General features: G+C 68.0%; 23 protein-coding genes. 2 read left to right on the forward strand and 21 right to left on the reverse strand.

What is annotated here, in order from left to right; translation table 11 throughout:
- Positions 1-37: 37 nt before the first annotated feature.
- From AC07Y0_RS12265 to AC07Y0_RS12335, 15 genes are all read right to left on the reverse strand, one after another.
- A complete protein-coding gene (locus tag AC07Y0_RS12265) occupies positions 38-337 on the reverse strand; it encodes a hypothetical protein (RefSeq protein WP_454745202.1) in 300 nt (99 codons plus the stop codon).
- 77 nt (positions 338-414) lie between these two features.
- Positions 415-639 (reverse strand): hypothetical protein, encoded by a 225-nt coding sequence (locus AC07Y0_RS12270; RefSeq protein ID WP_498677597.1) that lies wholly within the window; start codon positions 637-639, stop codon positions 415-417.
- A gap of 415 nt (positions 640-1,054) precedes the next feature.
- Complete coding sequence (locus tag AC07Y0_RS12275) at positions 1,055-1,303, reverse strand: rcc01693 family protein (protein ID WP_498677598.1); 249 nt, start codon at positions 1,301-1,303, stop codon at positions 1,055-1,057.
- Positions 1,300-1,683, reverse strand: a complete 384-nt coding sequence (locus tag AC07Y0_RS12280; protein ID WP_498677600.1) for a gene transfer agent family protein — start codon at positions 1,681-1,683, stop codon at positions 1,300-1,302. Before AC07Y0_RS12280 ends, AC07Y0_RS12275 begins: the two co-directional genes overlap by 4 nt.
- Positions 1,683-2,090, reverse strand: coding sequence for a phage major tail protein, TP901-1 family (locus AC07Y0_RS12285; protein WP_498677601.1), 408 nt, complete (start codon positions 2,088-2,090; stop codon positions 1,683-1,685). Before AC07Y0_RS12285 ends, AC07Y0_RS12280 begins: the two co-directional genes overlap by 1 nt.
- A gap of 78 nt (positions 2,091-2,168) precedes the next feature.
- Complete coding sequence (locus AC07Y0_RS12290; protein WP_498677602.1) at positions 2,169-2,663, reverse strand: GNAT family N-acetyltransferase; 495 nt, start codon at positions 2,661-2,663, stop codon at positions 2,169-2,171.
- A gap of 24 nt (positions 2,664-2,687) precedes the next feature.
- Positions 2,688-2,936 (reverse strand): type II toxin-antitoxin system TacA family antitoxin, encoded by a 249-nt coding sequence (locus AC07Y0_RS12295; RefSeq protein ID WP_454745191.1) that lies wholly within the window; start codon positions 2,934-2,936, stop codon positions 2,688-2,690.
- A gap of 90 nt (positions 2,937-3,026) precedes the next feature.
- Positions 3,027-3,425 carry a DUF3168 domain-containing protein gene (locus AC07Y0_RS12300; protein ID WP_498677604.1) on the reverse strand — a complete coding sequence of 133 codons (399 nt, stop codon included), beginning with the start codon at positions 3,423-3,425 and terminating at the stop codon, positions 3,027-3,029.
- Positions 3,422-3,655, reverse strand: coding sequence for a hypothetical protein (locus AC07Y0_RS12305; RefSeq protein WP_498677607.1), 234 nt, complete (start codon positions 3,653-3,655; stop codon positions 3,422-3,424). Before AC07Y0_RS12305 ends, AC07Y0_RS12300 begins: the two co-directional genes overlap by 4 nt.
- A gap of 20 nt (positions 3,656-3,675) precedes the next feature.
- Positions 3,676-4,011 carry a phage head closure protein gene (locus AC07Y0_RS12310; protein ID WP_498677608.1) on the reverse strand — a complete coding sequence of 112 codons (336 nt, stop codon included), beginning with the start codon at positions 4,009-4,011 and terminating at the stop codon, positions 3,676-3,678.
- A gap of 2 nt (positions 4,012-4,013) precedes the next feature.
- Complete coding sequence (locus tag AC07Y0_RS12315; RefSeq protein ID WP_498677610.1) at positions 4,014-4,583, reverse strand: head-tail connector protein; 570 nt, start codon at positions 4,581-4,583, stop codon at positions 4,014-4,016.
- A gap of 1,008 nt (positions 4,584-5,591) precedes the next feature.
- On the reverse strand, positions 5,592-6,878 hold the full coding sequence (locus AC07Y0_RS12320) for a phage major capsid protein (protein WP_498677611.1): 1,287 nt from the start codon (positions 6,876-6,878) through the stop codon (positions 5,592-5,594).
- Positions 6,879-6,881: 3 nt separating this feature from the next.
- Positions 6,882-7,457 (reverse strand): HK97 family phage prohead protease, encoded by a 576-nt coding sequence (locus AC07Y0_RS12325; protein WP_498680225.1) that lies wholly within the window; start codon positions 7,455-7,457, stop codon positions 6,882-6,884.
- Positions 7,458-7,788: 331 nt separating this feature from the next.
- A complete protein-coding gene (locus AC07Y0_RS12330; RefSeq protein ID WP_498677613.1) occupies positions 7,789-8,109 on the reverse strand; it encodes a DUF6107 family protein in 321 nt (106 codons plus the stop codon).
- A gap of 898 nt (positions 8,110-9,007) precedes the next feature.
- Positions 9,008-10,207: a phage portal protein gene (locus tag AC07Y0_RS12335; RefSeq protein ID WP_498677615.1), complete on the reverse strand. Its 1,200-nt coding sequence runs from the start codon at positions 10,205-10,207 to the stop codon at positions 9,008-9,010.
- Between the two features lie 348 nt (positions 10,208-10,555).
- On the opposite strand from AC07Y0_RS12335, the gene AC07Y0_RS12340 reads away from it, so the two are divergent.
- Complete coding sequence (locus AC07Y0_RS12340) at positions 10,556-10,909, forward strand: endonuclease domain-containing protein (RefSeq protein WP_498677616.1); 354 nt, start codon at positions 10,556-10,558, stop codon at positions 10,907-10,909.
- 168 nt (positions 10,910-11,077) lie between these two features.
- Here the strand turns inward: AC07Y0_RS12340 and AC07Y0_RS12345 are convergent, their stop codons facing one another.
- Together AC07Y0_RS12345 and AC07Y0_RS12350 are read right to left on the reverse strand one after the other, a co-directional pair.
- Entirely contained in the window at positions 11,078-11,407 is a 330-nt protein-coding gene (locus tag AC07Y0_RS12345; RefSeq protein WP_498677617.1) for a Dabb family protein, read from the reverse strand.
- A gap of 106 nt (positions 11,408-11,513) precedes the next feature.
- Positions 11,514-12,140, reverse strand: a complete 627-nt coding sequence (locus tag AC07Y0_RS12350; RefSeq protein WP_498677618.1) for a glycoside hydrolase family 19 protein — start codon at positions 12,138-12,140, stop codon at positions 11,514-11,516.
- Positions 12,141-12,378: 238 nt separating this feature from the next.
- Between AC07Y0_RS12350 and AC07Y0_RS12355 the strand changes: the two genes are divergently transcribed.
- The gene (locus AC07Y0_RS12355) at positions 12,379-12,510 is read left to right on the forward strand and encodes a hypothetical protein (RefSeq protein WP_454745179.1); all 132 of its coding nucleotides are present in this window, start codon (positions 12,379-12,381) and stop codon (positions 12,508-12,510) included.
- Positions 12,511-13,289: 779 nt separating this feature from the next.
- On the opposite strand, the gene AC07Y0_RS12360 is transcribed toward AC07Y0_RS12355, so the two are convergent.
- From AC07Y0_RS12360 to AC07Y0_RS12375, 4 genes are all read right to left on the reverse strand, one after another.
- Positions 13,290-14,879 carry a DNA-packaging protein gene (locus AC07Y0_RS12360; protein WP_498677620.1) on the reverse strand — a complete coding sequence of 530 codons (1,590 nt, stop codon included), beginning with the start codon at positions 14,877-14,879 and terminating at the stop codon, positions 13,290-13,292.
- Positions 14,880-15,288: 409 nt separating this feature from the next.
- Positions 15,289-15,852: a hypothetical protein gene (locus AC07Y0_RS12365; protein WP_498677621.1), complete on the reverse strand. Its 564-nt coding sequence runs from the start codon at positions 15,850-15,852 to the stop codon at positions 15,289-15,291.
- 483 nt (positions 15,853-16,335) lie between these two features.
- Complete coding sequence (locus AC07Y0_RS12370) at positions 16,336-16,686, reverse strand: hypothetical protein (protein ID WP_498677622.1); 351 nt, start codon at positions 16,684-16,686, stop codon at positions 16,336-16,338.
- 160 nt (positions 16,687-16,846) lie between these two features.
- The gene (locus tag AC07Y0_RS12375; protein WP_028738586.1) at positions 16,847-17,197 is read right to left on the reverse strand and encodes a carboxymuconolactone decarboxylase family protein; all 351 of its coding nucleotides are present in this window, start codon (positions 17,195-17,197) and stop codon (positions 16,847-16,849) included.
- Between the last annotated feature and the right edge of the window lie 607 nt (positions 17,198-17,804).

Raw genomic sequence — 17,804 nt, forward strand, 5'->3', positions numbered from 1 at the left:
GAAATGCCGTACGCCGCAGCCAGGGCCGCGGCGGCAATCAGCTGGAAACCCGCATCGTGACCTTGCGCGGGCGTTCGTTTCCACTGCCCGGAATCAGGACCGTGATGACACATTCATTGCCGGATTGGCGCACGGAGAGCAACTGGCCGCCGACTTCCTCGACAGCCCGGTAGGCCGCGCTGCGGCAGTCGACGCCGCCGTCCGAGCCGCCATTGTCGCCGCTCTGCGCCTGCGCCAGCACGATCGGCCCCGTCATGGCACCGATGCCGAGGCTGTCCGGTACAGGCGAAGCCGCCATTCCGGCCGCCAGGCCCGCGATGATCATGATCGATGCCATTGCTTTTTCTTCCGCACAACTTGAACTCTTGCTGACTATCTATCGCATGCCTTCTGAATGGCAAATGAATGCTCGCTTCAATTGCGCCCGGCGCCGGGACCGATGGACCGCGTCGCCTTGACCCGCCCATAGATCGCCAGCACCCCGCCCAACGCACCGGCGAGCGTCGCCAGAGCATCGGCGAGGTCGGCCTGTTCGGCAAGCCCCATTTCGACACCCACATGCTTCAGAAGCGGCGCCGCCATCGCAATCACCGCGCCCCACACCGTCTTCGACTGGTACCACTGCTTCGCCTCGAGCATCTCGCTCTCCCTTTTGTGGATGTTTGATGGGAATGGATGGGTGGGGAGAAGGTCCCTGCGTCAGCGGCACTTTGGCCAGCAGAGCCCGCACTTCGCCCCCGGCAGTCTCTAGCGACTGGCGTCCGCTACGCTGATCGGCATGTCGTTCGGGTACAGACGCGTGTCTGCCCACGCTTCGCCCTCGCAGATGGGGAACGAATTGCCCCTCACCCTGACCCTCTCCCCGCAGGGGCCTCGAAGGATCGAGGCCGCCCACACGCCGCCGCACGTCCCTTCTCCCCGCAAGCGGGGAGAAGGTGCCGGCAGACGGATGAGGGGGCAGGCCTGGACCCTTCGAGGGTCGCTGCGCTCCCACCTCAGGGTGAGGGGCCGGCGCGGCACGCCGCAGCCCGATCTCCCCCTTGAGGGGGAGATGTCACGCAGTGACAGAGGGGGGTGAGCCTCCATCCGCCACGTCCGGATAGTCCCGCATCAAGCCCTCGAGCCCGGCCCGCGAAAGCCGTGCCGTCCGCGGTGCGAATGCCCCGGCCATGGCGGCAAACTCGACGAGGCTCAAACCCCAGAACACATGCGGATGGAGCCGCAGACGGCAAAGCCCGGCATCGAGCACCGCCTCCCAGGGGAAGGCCCGCGCCGTCGCCGCCTCGCAGCCTGCGGCCCTCAAGGGTCCGCCGTCACCGCCCCCGCGCCGGCCATCTGGTCCGGCGCAAAGGTCACGACCAGCAGGTCGCGCACCACCGCCGCCGCCCCGGCGATCCCGCCCTCGACCGTCATCTCCGCCAGGTCCTCGTCGCGCAGCCGGTTGCCGCCGCCGCGCAGGCCCGCCCCGAGGATGCGCATCAGATCGGCCGCCTTCAGCCGACCTGCGGCAAAGCGCTGGCCGAGATCGGCCAGGCTTTCCGCCCCGAAGGCCGTCTCCAGTTCGGCGAGCGCGCCCAGCGTCAGGCAAAGGATCCGGCGTTCCCCGCCGATCACCGCCTCGACCTCGCCGCGCCGCCGGTTGGCCCGGCCCAGCGCACCAAACCCCTCGCCCCCGCCGCGCATCACAGCGCCGCGAAGGAAAGCGCGCCGGCCGATTCCAGCGCGATCTCGAAGGTCAGTTCGCCGTCATGCGCGCCGGCATATTCGAGCGCGGTGACCTGGAACGGCCCGTTCACCGTGCCGAAATCCGGGATCACCACCTGCCAGGTGAGAATGTCGCCGGCAAAGAAGGCGCTGCGCACCCGCGCATCCGAGGCCTGGTCCTTGAACAGGCCGGCGCCCGAGAGTGCGGCGCGCTGCACGCCGGCCCCGCCCAGAAGCTCGCGCCAGCGCCCGACGCTCTCCGCATCGGTCACGTCGACGGTCTGGGCGTTGAAGGAAAGCCGCTTGGACCGCAGCCCCGCCACCGTCCCGAAACCCGCCCCGTCCTGGACCTTCAAAAGCAGGTCCTTGCCCTTCTGTGCCACCATGTCGAAATCCTTTCAGAACCAAAACGAAAAGGCGCCCCGAAGGACGCCTGGAAGCATGTGCAGATTGGTATGGAATCGTCAGCCGGCGGGGTCGACGCCGCTAAAGGAGGCGACAATATCCTGCACCGGCAGGAGCAAGGTGCGCTCAAGGCCCCTTGCGGGGCGGAAGCCGTAGCGGCTGTAAAAGCCGATCGCCGCATCGTCCAGCGCGTGCACCATGACGGCGCGGAAGGCCACCCTTTCCGATGCCGCGATGACGGAGAGAAGCACATTCTGCAGCAGCGCCGCGCCCAGTCCCTTGCCTTGGTGACGCCGATCGACAGCGAGCCGCGCCAGCAAGGCCACCGGTATATCCGCCGGCGCACCATGGGCCTTCACCCCGCGCGGTGCGGCGTCCCGCGAAATCACGCCGGCACACAGGGCATGGTAGGCGACAACCCGCAAATCCCCGTCGGCGATCACGGTGGTTCGCGCATAGCCCTGCTGATGGTTGAAGCGGGCCATGTCGACGAGAAACGCATCGAGCGAGGGCCGGCCACTGTCGAAGCCATCCAGGATATGCCTGTCGGCCAAGGGTGCCGGGCGCCGATACATGCTTCAGTCGAGCCAGGCGGGGCGCGCGTGCAACAGCCCGCGCAGCCCCTCATTCACCTTGCCCTCCTGCCCGAGCATGTCATCGATCGCACCGAATATTTCGGCATCGACGCGGAAGAAACGTTGCTCCAGCAATTCGCGCTCGGCCGCTGCCTGGGCCGCCTCCGTCATGAAGGCCGTCACCGACTTTCCGGAAACCTCCGCCGCGCGCGCGATCAGGTCGCGCGTCGAGGCGTCGATGCGGATGTTCACCGTTTCCGTCTTCTTCAGTGCAACCATCGGCAGGCCTCATCAACTGTAATGACATTGACCATACATCAGAGATGGGATACCGGCAACGCTTCACTCCACCACCGCCCGAAAGACCATCTCGGCGACGAAGAATCCCGTCTTCGCCTCACGCCGGCTGATCGTCCGACGATGGCGAAGGCTCACCAGCGCGTGGCCCGCCAATGCCGGCGCCGCGTCGTCCAGCAAGCCGCGCACGGTCTCGCCGATGGCCTCGACCTCGCGCCGCCCCTCGGCCGACCAGGCCTCGAGCGTCAGCAGGATCTCGAGACCTGCCTCGCTGGCCGTCGAATAGTCGCGGGACTCGACCGCCGAAAGCACCAGCGCCGGCAGGTCGAGCCGGTCGGCCCTGCGGTCGCGCATGCCGCACGCGCCGATCAGGGCGGAAAGCCCCGCATCGGCGGTCAGCCGCGCCTGGATGGCGGCCAGAACCTCGTTCACGGCACCGCTCATGGCCTGCCCTCGCTCTTCTTGATGCCGCTGCGGGCCTTGCCGACGGACCCGGCTTTGCCCCGCCCGACGGACCTGCCGTCGTCCGAGGATGCCAGCCCGTCGCCCGGCACGAGCACGTCCGGCGTCTGCCCGGCCGTGCCCTGCTCAAGCTGCCGAGCAACCTGCCGCGCCAGCCCATTGGTCAGCGCACGTCGCAACGCCACCCCCAGATCCTCGCCAGTCCGTGCCATCGACGCCCGGACCCCCGCCCTCATCGCCCGTCCTCGCGGCAGCGACAGACGAGATAGCGCCCGGTTTCGTCGGGATCGCGCACGCTCTCGATGGCGAAGCGCCGCGTGCCTTTCACCAGCCGCATGCCCGTCGCCACATCGGCGCGGAAACGCAGCCAGGCATGGTGCGTGACGATCACCCGCCCCGCAGCTGCCACCTCCTCGACATCGGCCGTGAGCGGCTCGATCCGCGCCCAGAGATCGGCGACGGTCTCGAAGCCGACGGTTGCGCCGCCCTGCCCGTCCGGGCTTTCCACCGGCCGCTCCAGCCTCAGCCTGGCCGTCAGCGCCCCCGGGTCGAAATCGACGAGCCCCATGGTCAGAGCCCCCTTCGGCAAAAGGGTCCGATCAGCCGCTCATAGCCGGGCGGCACCGCCGCCGGCTGCGCCGCGACCGGGATCGCCCCGCGGAGCGAGAACATCGCCGCCACATGCAGCAGCATCGCCCGCTTCAGCGTGTCGGGCACATCCGCGCCGCTCGGCCCGAAGCCGGCGACGAAATCGATCTCGATGCCGTTCAGTGCCCGCCCCGGTGCGGGCGGATCGCGCAGCCACAGCCGCGCCGGCCGGGCCTCGCCGTCCAGCAGATGGTCGGCCAGCGACACGGCGGCAGGACTGCCCTCGCCGTCATAGACGGTCACGCCGGTCACTTCGCGCACCGGCCCGCGGCCGATGCGGATCACGCCGTCCGCCGGCCAGTCGTCGAGGCAGAGGCGAAAGGGGCCGGCGATCAGCACCAGCCCCGTCTCGCGCTCGATATGCTCGCGCGCCACCGTGATCAACTGTGCGATCAGCGCATCCTCGTCATTGCCGTCCACGCGCAGATGTGCCTTGGCCTCAGCCAGCGTCACCGCCTCGGCCACCGGCGGCGCCGTCGGAAATAGGGTCATGAGTTTCTCCCGGGATTGAACTGGAAAAGAGCGGAACAGTTCGGGCGATCTCCCCTTGAGGGGAGATGTCGGCGCAGCCGACAGAGGGGGGTGCGACCGGAACAGGGCCTCTTACCCGGGTGGGTCCGATGGCGCCCGGCACGTCGTGAAACCCTCTTCTCCCCAGCGGGGAGAAGTGCCGAATGCAATGAGGCGATGAGGGGGCCAAGTGCGACGACATAAAGTGGCTCCGCCCCCCCTCATCCGGCGCTGCGCGCCACCTTCTCCCCGCTGGGGAGAAGAGGAGCCTCGGCCGCTCGACAATTGCCCCTCACCCTGACCCTCTCCCCGCAGGCGGGGAGAGAGAACGGCTACGGCGGTGCCTCTTGGTCCCTTCTCCCCGTTTACGGGGAGAAGGTGCCGGCAGGCGGATGAGGGGCAAAGGCAGGCTGACAAGGGGCAAGTCGCAGATTGTCATCGTGAGGGAGCGCGCCCGCACCACGCTTCCCCCCCCTCATCCTGAGGTGCCCCGCAGGGGCCTCGAAGGATCCGGGGCGGCCCCGGCGCTTCGTGGAAGCCCTCTTCTCCCCAGCGGGGAGAAGTGCCGAACGCAGTGAGGCGATGAGGGGGCTTGGTGCGCAACATCAGGTGGCTTCGCCCCCCTCATCCGGCGCTACGCGCCACCTTCTCCCCGCTGGGGAGAAGAGGAGCTTTGGCCGTACCACCCCTCATCCTGAGGTGCCCCGCAGGGGCCTCGAAGGATCCGGGGCGGCCACGGCGGTGGCCCACGTCCCTTCTCCCCGTCCCGACGGTGAGGAATGGTGGCGAAGCCGACGAAACGATCCAGTGAATCGTTTCGAATGACGAACGCCCTGAGCTTAAGCGAAGGGCCGGCAAACGTGCCGGCAGGCGGATGAGGGGCAGGCCTCGACCCTTCGAGGGTCTCGCTGACGCTCGACCACCTCAGGGTGAGGGGCACCGCCCCGCACGGTGCCTCCCGCCCCGCACGCCTCAAACCGGCCCAGCAGCTCAGCTCGCCGCAAACTTCACCAGCTTGATCGCCTCGAAGTTCTGCACCCCGCCGCCCACCCGTTTGGTGGTGTAGAACAGCACATAGGGCTTGGCCGAATAGGGATCGCGCAACACCCGCACGCCGACCCGGTCGACCACCAGATAGCCCGAGCGGAAGTCGCCAAACGCGATCGCCGTGGCATTGGCGGCGATCGCCGGCATGTCTTCCGCCTCCGCCACGGGAAAGCCGATCAGCGAGGCGGCCTCCCCCGGCCGGGCCGGCGGCTGCCAGAGATAGTTGCCGTCGGCATCCTTGAACTTGCGGATCTCGCCTTGCGTCTTGCGGCTCATGACGAAGCTGGCATTCTGCCGGTGCCCGGCTTTCAGCGCATAGACCAGGTCGACCAGCACGTCCGACGGCCCCGAGGCGGCAAAGCCGCCCGCCACGCCGGTCGCAAGATAGCCGATCTTGCCCCATTCCCACGCGCCGTCCGCCACCTGGTCATAGGCGAGAAAGCCCTTCGGCTTGTTCACCCCGTCGCCGGAGACGAAGGCCGTGCCTTCCTGCTCGGCAAAGGCGATGTCCACTTCCGAGGCGATCCAGGCCTCGATATCGACCGCCGCATCGTCGAGCAGCGCCTGGCTTGCCGCCGGCATGGCATAGAGTTCCATGGTCGGGAAAGAGAGTTCGGCAAGCTGGGCGCTCGCCGTCTGCGGCCGCGCCGCGGTCTCGGCCACCCAGCCGGCGGTCATGCCACCCGGGGAGAACGGCTTCTTCAGCACCGAGCCCGAGACCTGCCGGACCGTCGACAGCGCCCGGATCGGCGAGACGACGGAGAGCCTGCGGCCGATCTCGGTGTCGGTCTCCGGCGGCACGAGATAGCCGCCGTCGGCGGGCGTGCCGGCGCTCATCGCCTTCGCCTCCAGCTCGCGCAGGCCCGCCTCGTCGCCGCGGCGGATATAGGCCTCGAAGGCCGCCTTGTGCTCGGCCGCCTCCGGCCCGTCGGCCTCCCCGCCGCGGCCAAGCGGCGGCCGCATCTTCTTCAGCACCAGTTCGTCGAGCATCCGGCCCTGCTCGTCCATCGCCTTGTTGATCCGCTCCATCTTGTCGCGGGTCACCACGTCGGCGGAAAGCTTCTGCTCGATCTCGGCAAGCCGCCGATCGTTGACGTCCTTGAACGCCTCGAAGGCGCCCATGAAGTCCTCGAACGCCGCCGTCACGCTGTCGGGCACGGCCTTGACCTCCGGTGCCGTCCGCTTGCGCGGGGCGCCGGCCGTCTGTTCGTCCATCACTGCATCGCTCATCTGTCATCCTTTCCTGAAGACATCCATGGCCATTGTCCGCGCCGCCCGGCGCATGGCGCGGACGAGCTCGGTTTCCTTGTCGCGGAAGAACCGCGCATGCTTGACGTTCGAAACCCGCGCCGCCGGCAGCATCGGGAAGGTCACCACCGAGATCTCCCAGAGATCCGCCTCGATGATCCGGCGCACGCCGCTCTTGCGGTCGGACCGCGAGCGCACGGTGCGAAAGCCGATCGACAGCCCGTCGAGCGCGCCCGACTTCATCAGCGCATGCACCTCGCGGGCCCGCGCCACGCCAAATGACAGCTGCCCCTCGACATAGAGCCCGCGGGCATCCTCGCGGATCACGCGCCAGGCGCCGATCGGCTCGGCCGGGTCGTGCTGGAACAGCATGCGCACCCCCTTGGCGCCGCGCTTTGCCAGCGACTTCTCGAAGGCCCCCGGCTCGATCGCATCGCGCCCGAGATCGACCTCGCCGAACAGGCTGGCATAACCCGAGAACGACCCGTCGCCCTCCACCCCCTTCAATGTCAGGTTGACGAATTTTTCCGTCAGCGAAACAGGCCCGCGATGCGCGCGCATGGCATTCTCCTCGTGATGAATGATGGTTGTCTGGGCCACGCTCCGCCCTCATCCTGAGGTGCCCCGAAGGGGCCTCGAAGGATCGGGACGGCCCCGGCGGTGCCACTCGTCCCTTCTCACCGTCAGAACGGGGTGAGGAATGGTCGGCGAAGCCGACGAAACGATCCAGTGAATCGTTTCGAATGACGAACGCCCTGAGCCAAAGCGAAGGGCCGGCAAAGGTGCCGGCAGGCGGATGAGGAGCAAGGATCACCAATGGCAATCGTGTCTGCAGCCAGGCCCCTTCGAGGGTCGCTGCGCTCCCGCCTGAGGGTGAGGTCTCACAGCCCCCTCAACCGCCCGGCCGCTGGCCGTAGCGGGCGAAGAGCCGAACCAGCAGTCCGAGCCCCCACCAGGCGGTGAGGCTTGCCGCCGTCGCGCCGGCGAGCATGGTCTCCGGCGGCGACAGTCCGGCCGCCACGTCGAGCTTGCGCACGATCCACAGCCCCGCCGGCCCGCCGAAGATCATGCCGCAGCAGACCCCGGTCAGAAACCGGATCGCCGCCTCGCGCCGGCCTTTCGGCAAAAGGTAGACGAGCGAGATCGCCGACCCCGCCACCGCCCCGATCACGCGCGCGCTCCACAGACCGCCGTCATGGCTGAAGTCAGTCATTTGTTAATCCCCCATCGCTATTATACGGATCAGTCGAGAGTCCGCGCCACGCGCCGGCCCTGACGCCTCGATCCGTTCGAGGCCGTCTCGACCTTCGCAGTCGGACGCACGGTCCGGCCCGCAATCAGGGCGGTTTCCCCTGCGCAACCCGCTTTACGCAGCACTTCAAGTGGCTGCGTTTTCCCGAGTCGATTGAATCGCTTGCGGCCCGTTGCTCACAGCCTGATTCAAGCCCTGCATGTGCCGCTTCAACGGCCTCATCTTCCGATTCAGCTTGAAGTCGCCGGGCGCTCGCCTCCCCGCCGATCTCCCCCCTTGACGGGGAGATGTCACGCAGTGACAGAGGGGGGTGATCCGCCACCGCGCGAGGAGCGATACCCCCTCTGCCCCGCCGGGCATCTCCCCCTCGAGGCGGGAGATCGCAAGCCAATACCGCGCGCCGCCCCACGCCGCCTGCCGACCACCGTTAACTTGCCCCTCACCCTGACCTACCGGCACAGAGCCGCCTGTCTCCACGGGTCCTTCGGACCCCCCTGCAACCGGGGAGAGGGAATAGCCACGGCGGTGCGGCACGTCCCTTCTCCCCGTTTACGGGGAGAAGGTGGCGGCAGCCGGATGAGGGGCAGGAGCCAAGGCCCTAGGCCGGCGGCTGTGCCACCCTTTGCCCGGCAACCGGATAGTCGACGCCCATGATTGCCCCTCACCCTAACCCTCTCCCCGCAAGCGGGGAGAGGGAACGCCGGCATCGACGTCAGCTGACACCCGCGCGCCCACCAACGCCTCGCCTCATCCTGAGGTGCCCCGCAGGGGCCTCGAAGGATCGAGGCCACGCCACCGCCAGGACCCCTTCGAGGGTCGCTGCGCTCCCCCCTCAGGACGACGCGCAATCCGCACGCCCTCAATACCCCACCGCCTGCCGCTTCTCCTCCTCGGTGAGGAAATCCGCCGCGCCCAGCCTTGCCCAGAGCGCGTCGCGCTCGGCGGCCAATCCGGCCACCTGGTCGAGGTCCGGCACCAGCCGCAACGGCTCGCCATAGAGCCCCGAAAGGAAGCCGGAAAAGCTCGCCGCGGTGCGCGCAGCGAGCGGCAAGACGGTCAGCCGGTAAAAGGCCCGGTTCGCCTCCTGGTAGTTGGCATAGGTGTTGTCGCCGGGGATGCCGAGCAGCATGGGCGGCACGCCGAAGGCGAGCGCCACGTCGCGCGCCGCGCCGTTGCGCGCCTCGACGAAATCCATGTCCTTCGGCGACAACCCCATCGACTTCCAGTCGAGCCCGCCTTCCAGCAGCAGCGGCCGGCCGGCCCGCATCGGCCCGGAATAGCCCTCGTCGAGTTCTACCTTCAGCCGCTCGTACTGGTCGGCCGAGAGATTGCCGCCCTCCTTCGGCTGGTAGACCAGCGCGCCCGAGGGCCTTGCCGAATTGTCGAGCAGCGCCTTGTTCCAGCGCGCCGCCGCATTGTGCAGGTCGAGCGCCACCTGGGCGGCCGCCAGCGGCGGAAAGCCGAGATGGTCGTCAAGCGGGTGGAAGAGCTTCACATGCAGCAGCCCGCCGCCCCGCCCTGTGCCACCACCGACGCCTGCGCCCCCTGCCGCGCCGCCGCCCGCCGGAATCCGCCGCCTTTGCGATCCGGCGCGATAGTCATAGGCCTCCGGCCAGCCGTCGGCGCCGGCGACCACCGACACCCGGTCGGGCCTGAGAAGATGCAGTTCGGCCGGCCGCGGGCCGATCGCCAGCGCCTCGACATAGGCGTTGCCGGAGAGCAGCAGGTGCCCGTAGAGCGCCTCGAAGAAATCCGCCCCGCCCATGCGGGCATTCGGCTGGCCGATCAGCGAGAGCGCCGGATGCCGGTCGAGCTCCTGCGCGTCGCGATAGGCGAGCCAGGGAATGGCGGCCGCGGCTTCGGCCACCAGCCTGACGGTGCGGTGGGCCACCGGGTTTTTCATGAAGCCCTCGCGCGAAAGCGCGGCATAGGACCGCCCGGTCCACCGCGCCTCGCCTTCCGCCGCCACCAGCGACACCCCCCCGCCCGCCGCCTTGGCATCGGACACGGCTCTCTGCTCCGCCGGGAAAGCCCACGGCAGACGAAACGGCAATCTCATCGGATTCGTCCTGTTGTTGGGTGGTTGGATGCAGGCCGCGCCCCTCTTCTCCCCTTGAGGGAGAAGAAGCGAAATCGGTATCTTAGCGAAAGCTAAGTGCCAGATTTCGCAGATGAGGGGGCTGGACCGCCGCGAGCAATCTGCAACGTCCCTTGCACCGGTCGCATCCCCGGTTCTCCGGGAAGGGCCATCGTATCAATTCGTCCCCCTCACCAACAAAATCTACGACTTAGCCGTCGCTAAGATCGTGATTTTGTATCCTCTCCCTCGCTGGGGAGAGGAGGCGGGGACCTGCCTTGCGTCGTCTGCGGTGAAACTGCATGATTTGGTCTTCTCCGGAGAGCCGAGATGGCCAGAGAGTTTCCCGAATTGGCCCGAAAGCGGGCCAGGCAAATGCGGATCGATGCGACCGATCCCGAGGCGATCTTCTGGTCGCAGGTCCGCAACCGGCTTTTGAACGGCCACAAGTTTCGACGTCAGGTCCCGATTGGTCCCTATATTGTCGATTTTGTCTGTGCGGACAGGAAACTCATCGTCGAACTCGACGGCTTTCAGCATGCCGAAGACCCGCGCGACGAATACCGCGACCGCTATCTGTCCTCGCTCGGTTACCGCATTCTCCGCTTCTGGAACCAAGAGATCTACGCGGATGTCGGTCAGGCCCTCGCCCATGTCGTCGAGGTTCTGGAGGGTCGAGCCTGACGCTCTTCCAGCCCCCTCATCTGCGAAATCTGGCACTTAGCTAAAGCTAAGATACCGATTTCGCGTCTTCTCCCTCGTTGGGGAGAAGAGGATCCCGAGCCAGCCGCGCCCCTCCTCTCCCCGGCGAGAGAGAGGAGACAAAATCGAGGGCTTGGCCGAAGCCAAACCTCAGATTTTGTTGGTGAGGGGGACGACGCCACCCCCCACCGCATCCTCCACCACGTAATCCGCCGCATAGCGCTCGCCGCGCAGCGGCTTCACCCGATCGATCGACTGCTGGTAGAGCGGATGGGCGTGGTAGGCGGCGAGCGCCGTCTCGTCGTCGAATTCGCCATGCACCACCACGTCGATCCGCCCGTCGAAACGGTCGGCGCGGATATTGGTGCCGATCTCCAGCCGCCGCGCATGCGGAATGCCGGTCAGCAACGACAGGCCCTCGAGAACGGCTTCGAGATTGTCCCGTTCGGGCACGGTGAAGAAGACGATGTGGCGGATCACGGGCCTTGCGTTCCGGTTGGACGTTCAGGTGCGGCGCACACGCGCCGGCGAGCGGCGATAGCATGCCCGGCCGCAGCGCTCAATGCGTCGGCGGAGCTCTCCCCGGTCATCCGCCCGGCCCCTCCCCGGTGATCGCCGCGAGAAAGGCCTGTCCGTAGCCCGCCACCAGGGCTGCCCGGTCGCGGCCGTTGACGATGCGCCGGGCGCCAATCCAGTCGGCCGTGCCGCGGCCGAAGGCGTCGGCCAGCGTCACCCCGCCGAACAGCCCGTCGCGCATGCCGATCACCAGGATCCTCACCGCCGCGTCGATCTCCATCGCCCGACCGGGATCCCCGACCAGGTCGATGCCGGTCGCCGCCGACAGCCTCTCGTAATTGCGCCTGTGGGTGATCTGCACCAGCCCGCGGCCGAACCAGCTCTTGCCCTCGGCATCGAGCCGCCAATAGGGCGTGCGCACTTGGCGCAGCCGCCCCGCCGCATGGGCACGCTCAAGTCTGAGCATCGCCGCCCGGTCGCTCGGGGCAAAGGTCTCGCGCACCGGCTGCATGCGCCCGCCGGTCTCGTGAAAGGCGGTCGCCAGGCAATAGGCCAGGCGCCGCGGATCGTCGATGTCGGTCAACGCCCGCCAGCCGGCGATCAGCGCCGTCATGCCCGAGACCTGGGCGGTCGTCAGCCGCCCGGAAAACAGGTCGCGCCGCGCCGTCTTGAAGAATCGCTGCTCGTCGAAGGTCATGAAGGTCTCCTGTCGAAACGGCGTTTGGCCCGCCTGGCCGTGCTTGCGCCCGGTCTTGAGCCCCTTGCCCGGCGCGGCGGTTAACCACCACCGAATTTTCTTGGGCGATTAAATCGTTTGAAGGAATTTCAATCGTTTAGAGGGGCAGAAGGTCGTATTTACAAAGATTTAACACTGTGGAACCTTCCGCCGCATTCCGAGTTTGAGTACCGAGATGAACCCCGTGAGGAGTAGCGCGATGCAGATCAACAGCACGACCCAGTCCAAGGCTCCCGCCGCCACCATCCCGGCCCATGTGCTGGAGCGCCTGGAAAACGAATGGCGGCAGATGCGACAGGCATCCCCCCAGCCGGCCTCCGCCTCCAAGTAAACTTCTCTGCCCACCCTTCCGACCGGCGCCCCTGGCGCCGGTTTTGTTTTGCGCTGCTCCCCCCTCATCCCGAGGTGCCCCGCAGCGGCCTCGAAGGATCAAGGCCACCCGCTCACCGACACCCGCCAGCAAACACCACCCGCCCCCGCCCTTCGAGGGTCGCTGACGCTCCCACCTCAGGGTGAGGGCTACCGGCGGCGGGCATCTCACGGTGGGCGCTAGCGTCGGTGCCAAGCACGCACAACGCTACCCCTCATCCTGAGGTGCCCCAAAGGGGCCTCGAAGGATCAAGGCCACCCACTCTCCATCAATCGCCGCGCATACCACCCGCCCCCGCCCTTCGAGGGTCGCTACGCTCCCACCTCAGGGTGAGGGCTACCGTTGGCGCGCTCCCGCACGGTGAGGAGCTGCCGCTGGAGTGGCGGCCCCTTCTCTCCCCTTGTGGGAGAGAAAGGAATTTCAGCATCTTGGCTTCAGCCAAGTGCTAGAAATTCCAAGTGAGGGGGACCCCCGCCCGCGCATCGAAGCCAATCCACCCACAACGCTACCCCTCATCCTGAGGCGCCCCGCAGGGGCCTCGAAGGATCGAGGCCACCCACTCACCGCCACCCGCCAGCAAACACCACCCGCCCCCGCCCTTCGAGGGTCGCTCACGCTCCCACCTCAGGGTGAGGGCTATCGTCGGCACGCATCTCACGGCGGACGCTAGCGTCGGTGCCAAGCCCCCACCTCGCCCCTCATCCTGAGGTGCCCCGCAGGGGCCTCGAAGGATCGAGGCCTCACATCCCGCGAATCCGCGGCTCGCCCGTCCCCTCCAGCATCAGCGCCGTCAGCGCCCAGACGAGCGCGTCCAGCCGGTCCGGCGAGCGGCCGCCCGACAGTCCGTCCGGGCCGAAATCGCACATCTGGTCCTCCAGCGCGACGAAGCGGGCGGCATGCACCACCCGGCCCTGCTCGTAGAGGGCCGCCACCGGTTCGGCACGCAGGTATTTGCCGCGCGTCGCCCGCACCATGGTCACCGGCAGGTTGGCCTCCACGCTCTTCAGCATGGCCGCCACCATGTCGCCGCCCTGGTTGACCTCGGCCACCACGCGGTCCGCCTCGAAGCGGCGATAGGCGTTGACCACGGCGCGTGCCCAGTCCGCTGGGCTGCGGCCCTCGACCGAACAGTCGGCCAGCACCGCGGCGCGGCCGTTTTCCATCAGGCCGGCCACGACGATGCCGCAGACCGAGGCCGGGCCGCTGCCAGCCGGCGGGTCGACCGCGACGACGATGCGCCGCAGCGGCTCGATCAGCCTCACCGTCAGCGCCTCCAGCCGGTCGCGTCTCCACAGCGCGTCCTCGCGGTCCTCGATCAGCTCGCCGCCGAGTTCCTGGCGCCCCAGCCGCGTGCCGCCATAGCGCCGCTCCAGCGCAGTGATGAAACCGGGCGCCAGATGGGCGGCATTGTCGGCGGTCGACAGCCGCGTCACCACCGTCTCCGTGTCCCCGATCAGCCGCTTCAGCAGCGGCACGGCGCGCGGCGTGGTGGTCACCAGCTGGCGCGGCCGCTCGCCGAGCCGAAGCCCGAACTGCAGCATGTCGAAGGTCTCCTCGGCATGTTTCCATTTGGCCAGCTCGTCGCACCAGGCATAGTGAAACTGCGGCCCGCGCAGGCTTTCCGGGTCCTCCGAGGAGAAGATCTGGGCGATCGCCCCGTTCGGCCAGACGATCCGGCGCCGGGAAATTTCCACCTCCGGCCGCAGGCGCCGGGCGATCCGGGCAATGCCCGAGGCCCCGTCGATCATCACCTCGCGGGCATCGCCCAGCGTTTCGGCAATGAGCGCGATCCGCAGATCGGTGCGCGCGCCGGCGGCAAGCGCCAGCCCGTGCACCCATTCGGCCCCGGCCCGCGTCTTGCCCGATCCGCGCCCGCCCATGACCAGCCAGGTCGACCAGTCGCCCGCGGGAGGCCTCTGTTCCTCGCGGCCGGTGACCGCCCAGCTGTGCCCGCTTCGCCGGCTGGCGAGCAGACCCCGTTCGGCGACCAGGGCGGCCAGGTCTTGCTCCAGTGCCGCGGAAGTAGGATCGGCCGTTTCTGGTGCCTCGATGACCTGCGATTCGGCATCAGCCGGATCGGCTGTGTCCGTCGCCTCGCTGAACTGAGCTTCGGAATCAGCCGCAGCAACCGGCGGTCCCGCATCTTCGACCGCGACCCCACGCTCGGCATCAGCCTGTGCAATCTGCCGCCCCGCACCACCGGCCCCGGCCTCCGTCGAAATTCCTGCAAGCCCATTGTCGCCCGCGGTGACTTCACAACGTTTGTCATCCGCTTCGGCATCGACGCCGCAGACCGTCTCGTCCAGCGATCCGGTCAGCGCACCACTCATCGGCGCGACTTGCATCTCCCCGTGGCGAGCGGACGCTTCGCTGCCTGGCCGGCATGGCGCCGTGCTTCGCATCCCGTCTTCGCACCCATGGACGGCGAGTGTGGGTAGCCGAAACGGTGCGGCTCCATCGGTCGTGAGCGGGGCTATGGCTGCGGCCATCGGCGGGGCGACGCATTCTCCGGCCACCGGTTCCCCCGGGCCGTTGGCTCTGGTGCCATCCGCCCCCTCCCTGACCGGATCGGCAACCGCCGTCTCGGTCTCAGGGAGGCGGGCACTGATCGTGCCGATCAACGCGCTCCCGCAGCCAAGCGCATGACCCGCGGCATCGGCGAGCAGGGTCTGCATGCCGTCCCCGTGTTCACCGAAAGCCCGGCGGGCCTGTCTGCCCCGGCGCACGACGATCTTTGCCTCAACCGCTTCCCGCATCAGGCGTCGATGCCGGCTCGATTGCCCCACCGATCCCCGCGGCGGCGGCCCCTTCGGTGCCGTTTTGCCAGGCGGCGAGGCGGGCTTTCGCCCGGGCTTCGGCCTGGGTTTCGATGATGCGGAGCAGTTCTGCCGTGATCGCCTCTTCATCCTCGCCCTCGCCGCTTGCCAAGGCCGCGTCCTCGCGGTCGCGCGCCAGCTGGCGCTGCAGGCTGTCGATCTTTTCCAGCGTGCGCACGATCAGCGCGATCGCGTCGGTCGCCGCCTTGGCATCGGCGCGCGCCGCCTTGGCGGCCGCCTCGTCGGCGCCGTCGATCAGCGTTTCGGCCGTGGCGCGCAGCTTGCGAAACAGCTCGAACTGCTGGCGCATCTCGGTCGTCAGGTCGTCGAGCAGCGCCGCCAGCCGGTCGAGCGGCGACAGCGCGTCGGCCGATTTCACCTCGAGCCCCGCCGCATCCGCCGCCCGCCCGCTTTCCAGCCCACGCCACCCGTCCGCGTCGGGCGCAAGGCCCAGCAGCGCAAGGTCGAAATCCTGTTCGTGATCCATGACAATCTCCTCGCCTCGAGGCCCGTCGCGTGTCCGCCCTGCCCGCCAGCGCAAGCAAGGACCGCACGAAGCCGGGCACTCGCCCGCCCGATCTCCCCCCTTGAGGGGGAGATGTCCCGAAGGGACAGAGGGGGGTAAGTCCGTCGCAGCGGCCAGACGTCTGGCGGCAGCCGACCGGAGCCGCTTGACACGCCCCTCACCCTGAGGTGCCCGGCAAAGCCGGGCCTCGAAGGGCCCACCCCCGCGCCCAACAAAAAAAGGCCCGGTTTCCCGAGCCTTGACCAAAATCCCTGTGCCGGCCCACCCGCCGAAGCCCCCTCATCCTGAGGTGCCCGGCGCAACCGGGCCTCGAAGGATCCGGCCGCAGTTTTCCGACTATGCTTGAACCCTATCAAACGACCGTCACGCCGTCAAGGATTATTTTCCTATCGTTCTGATTTTTTTCCTCTGTCCACTGCAACGTCCGCAACCACCCGCAGCCCCTCACTGCGCAATCAGCGTCTGCTCCTTGCGTACCTTCAGGCCCATGGACAGCTTGGCGCAAATCGGCAGCGTCTCGCCCTCCAGCACCGCGACGATCGAGCGGTTGGCCTCCGGGTCGCAGAACAGTTCGACCACCCCGTCGGGCAGGCAGTGGATCACCCGTTCGCGGCCGTCGGTGGTGCGGCGGATGAAGAAGTCGCGGCGGCGCTTGAAGTTCGGCGTGGTGTCGGAAAAGGCCTTCTCGCATTCGGCGAGCGAGCTTGCCGCCTTCTGGAAGAAGGTCGGCTCGCCGGCGAGCGCCAGCCCCGGCAGGGCAAGAACACCAAGCGAAATCAGGATCATGCGGCGCATCGGAGCAACTCCAGGGGATTCGTCGGTCCCCAGTCTAGCCTCCGCGGGCGCTTGGCGAAACCGCCAAATCCGGACCGATCCCGGAGAGCTGCCGCGGCCGCCCTCGCCGGCCCGCCGGCGAGGAAAAAGGGCTTGCCGCGGATGACGGAAAAGAGACGGCTTACTCGGCTGCCCCTCCATACTGTTCCCAGGCGGTCATGGCGTCGCCGGCATACATCAGCGACGGACCGCCGCCCATGTAGACCGCCATGCCGAGCGTTTCCTCGAACTCGGCGCGGGTGCAGCCGAGCTTGACCAGCGCTTCGGTGTGAAAGCCGATGCATCCGTCGCAACGGGTGGAAATGGCAATGCCGAGCGCCACCAGTTCCTTGGTCTTCTTGTCCAGCGCCCCGTCCTTGCCGGCCGCCTGCGCCATGGCCGAGAACCCGGCCATCACGTCGGGAATGTCCTTGCGCAAGGTCCTGATGCCGCTCGAGATCTGCTTGGTGATGTCGTGATAGTTCTTGGACATGGGGAAACCTTTCGCGGTTCAAGCATACATATATCCTCCTATATGTACGACACTCCGTAGATACGCAAGAGCCATGGCGGTGAAAATCGAAGGCGCGGCCAATCCCCCTGCGGCGCCGATGGGGGACACCCTCTTCTCCCCAGCGGGGAGAAGTGCCGAACGCGGTGAGGCGATGAGGGGGCCAAGTGCTACGACACCTTCGGCTTCGCCCCCCCTCATCCGGCGCTACGCGCCACCTTCTCCCCGCCGGGGAGAAGAGGACCGGATACCGCCTGCCCTCCGGAAAAGAAGCTCGGAGTTGCCGCTCACCTGCGGATCCCGACAAACCACTGCAATCGCTCGACAATCCGGCTGCCGACCATGCGGCGCGGGTGGGGGACACCCTCTTCTCCCCCGCGGGGAGAAGTGCCGAGCGCATGCGAGGCGATGAGGGGGGCGAAGCCACTCTACTCGCCGCGAACCCTCCCTCATCCGGCGCTCCGCGCCACCTTCTCCCCGTCGGGGAGACGCGGGACGGACAGCGCCTGCCCTCCAGAACAGAAAAGGCCGGGAGTTTCCTCCCGGCCCCGACCTTGCGAACAAAAGAACGGCGGCCGGGAGTTTCCTC

The organism is Allorhizobium sp. GW101-3B10 (assembly GCF_059424725.1).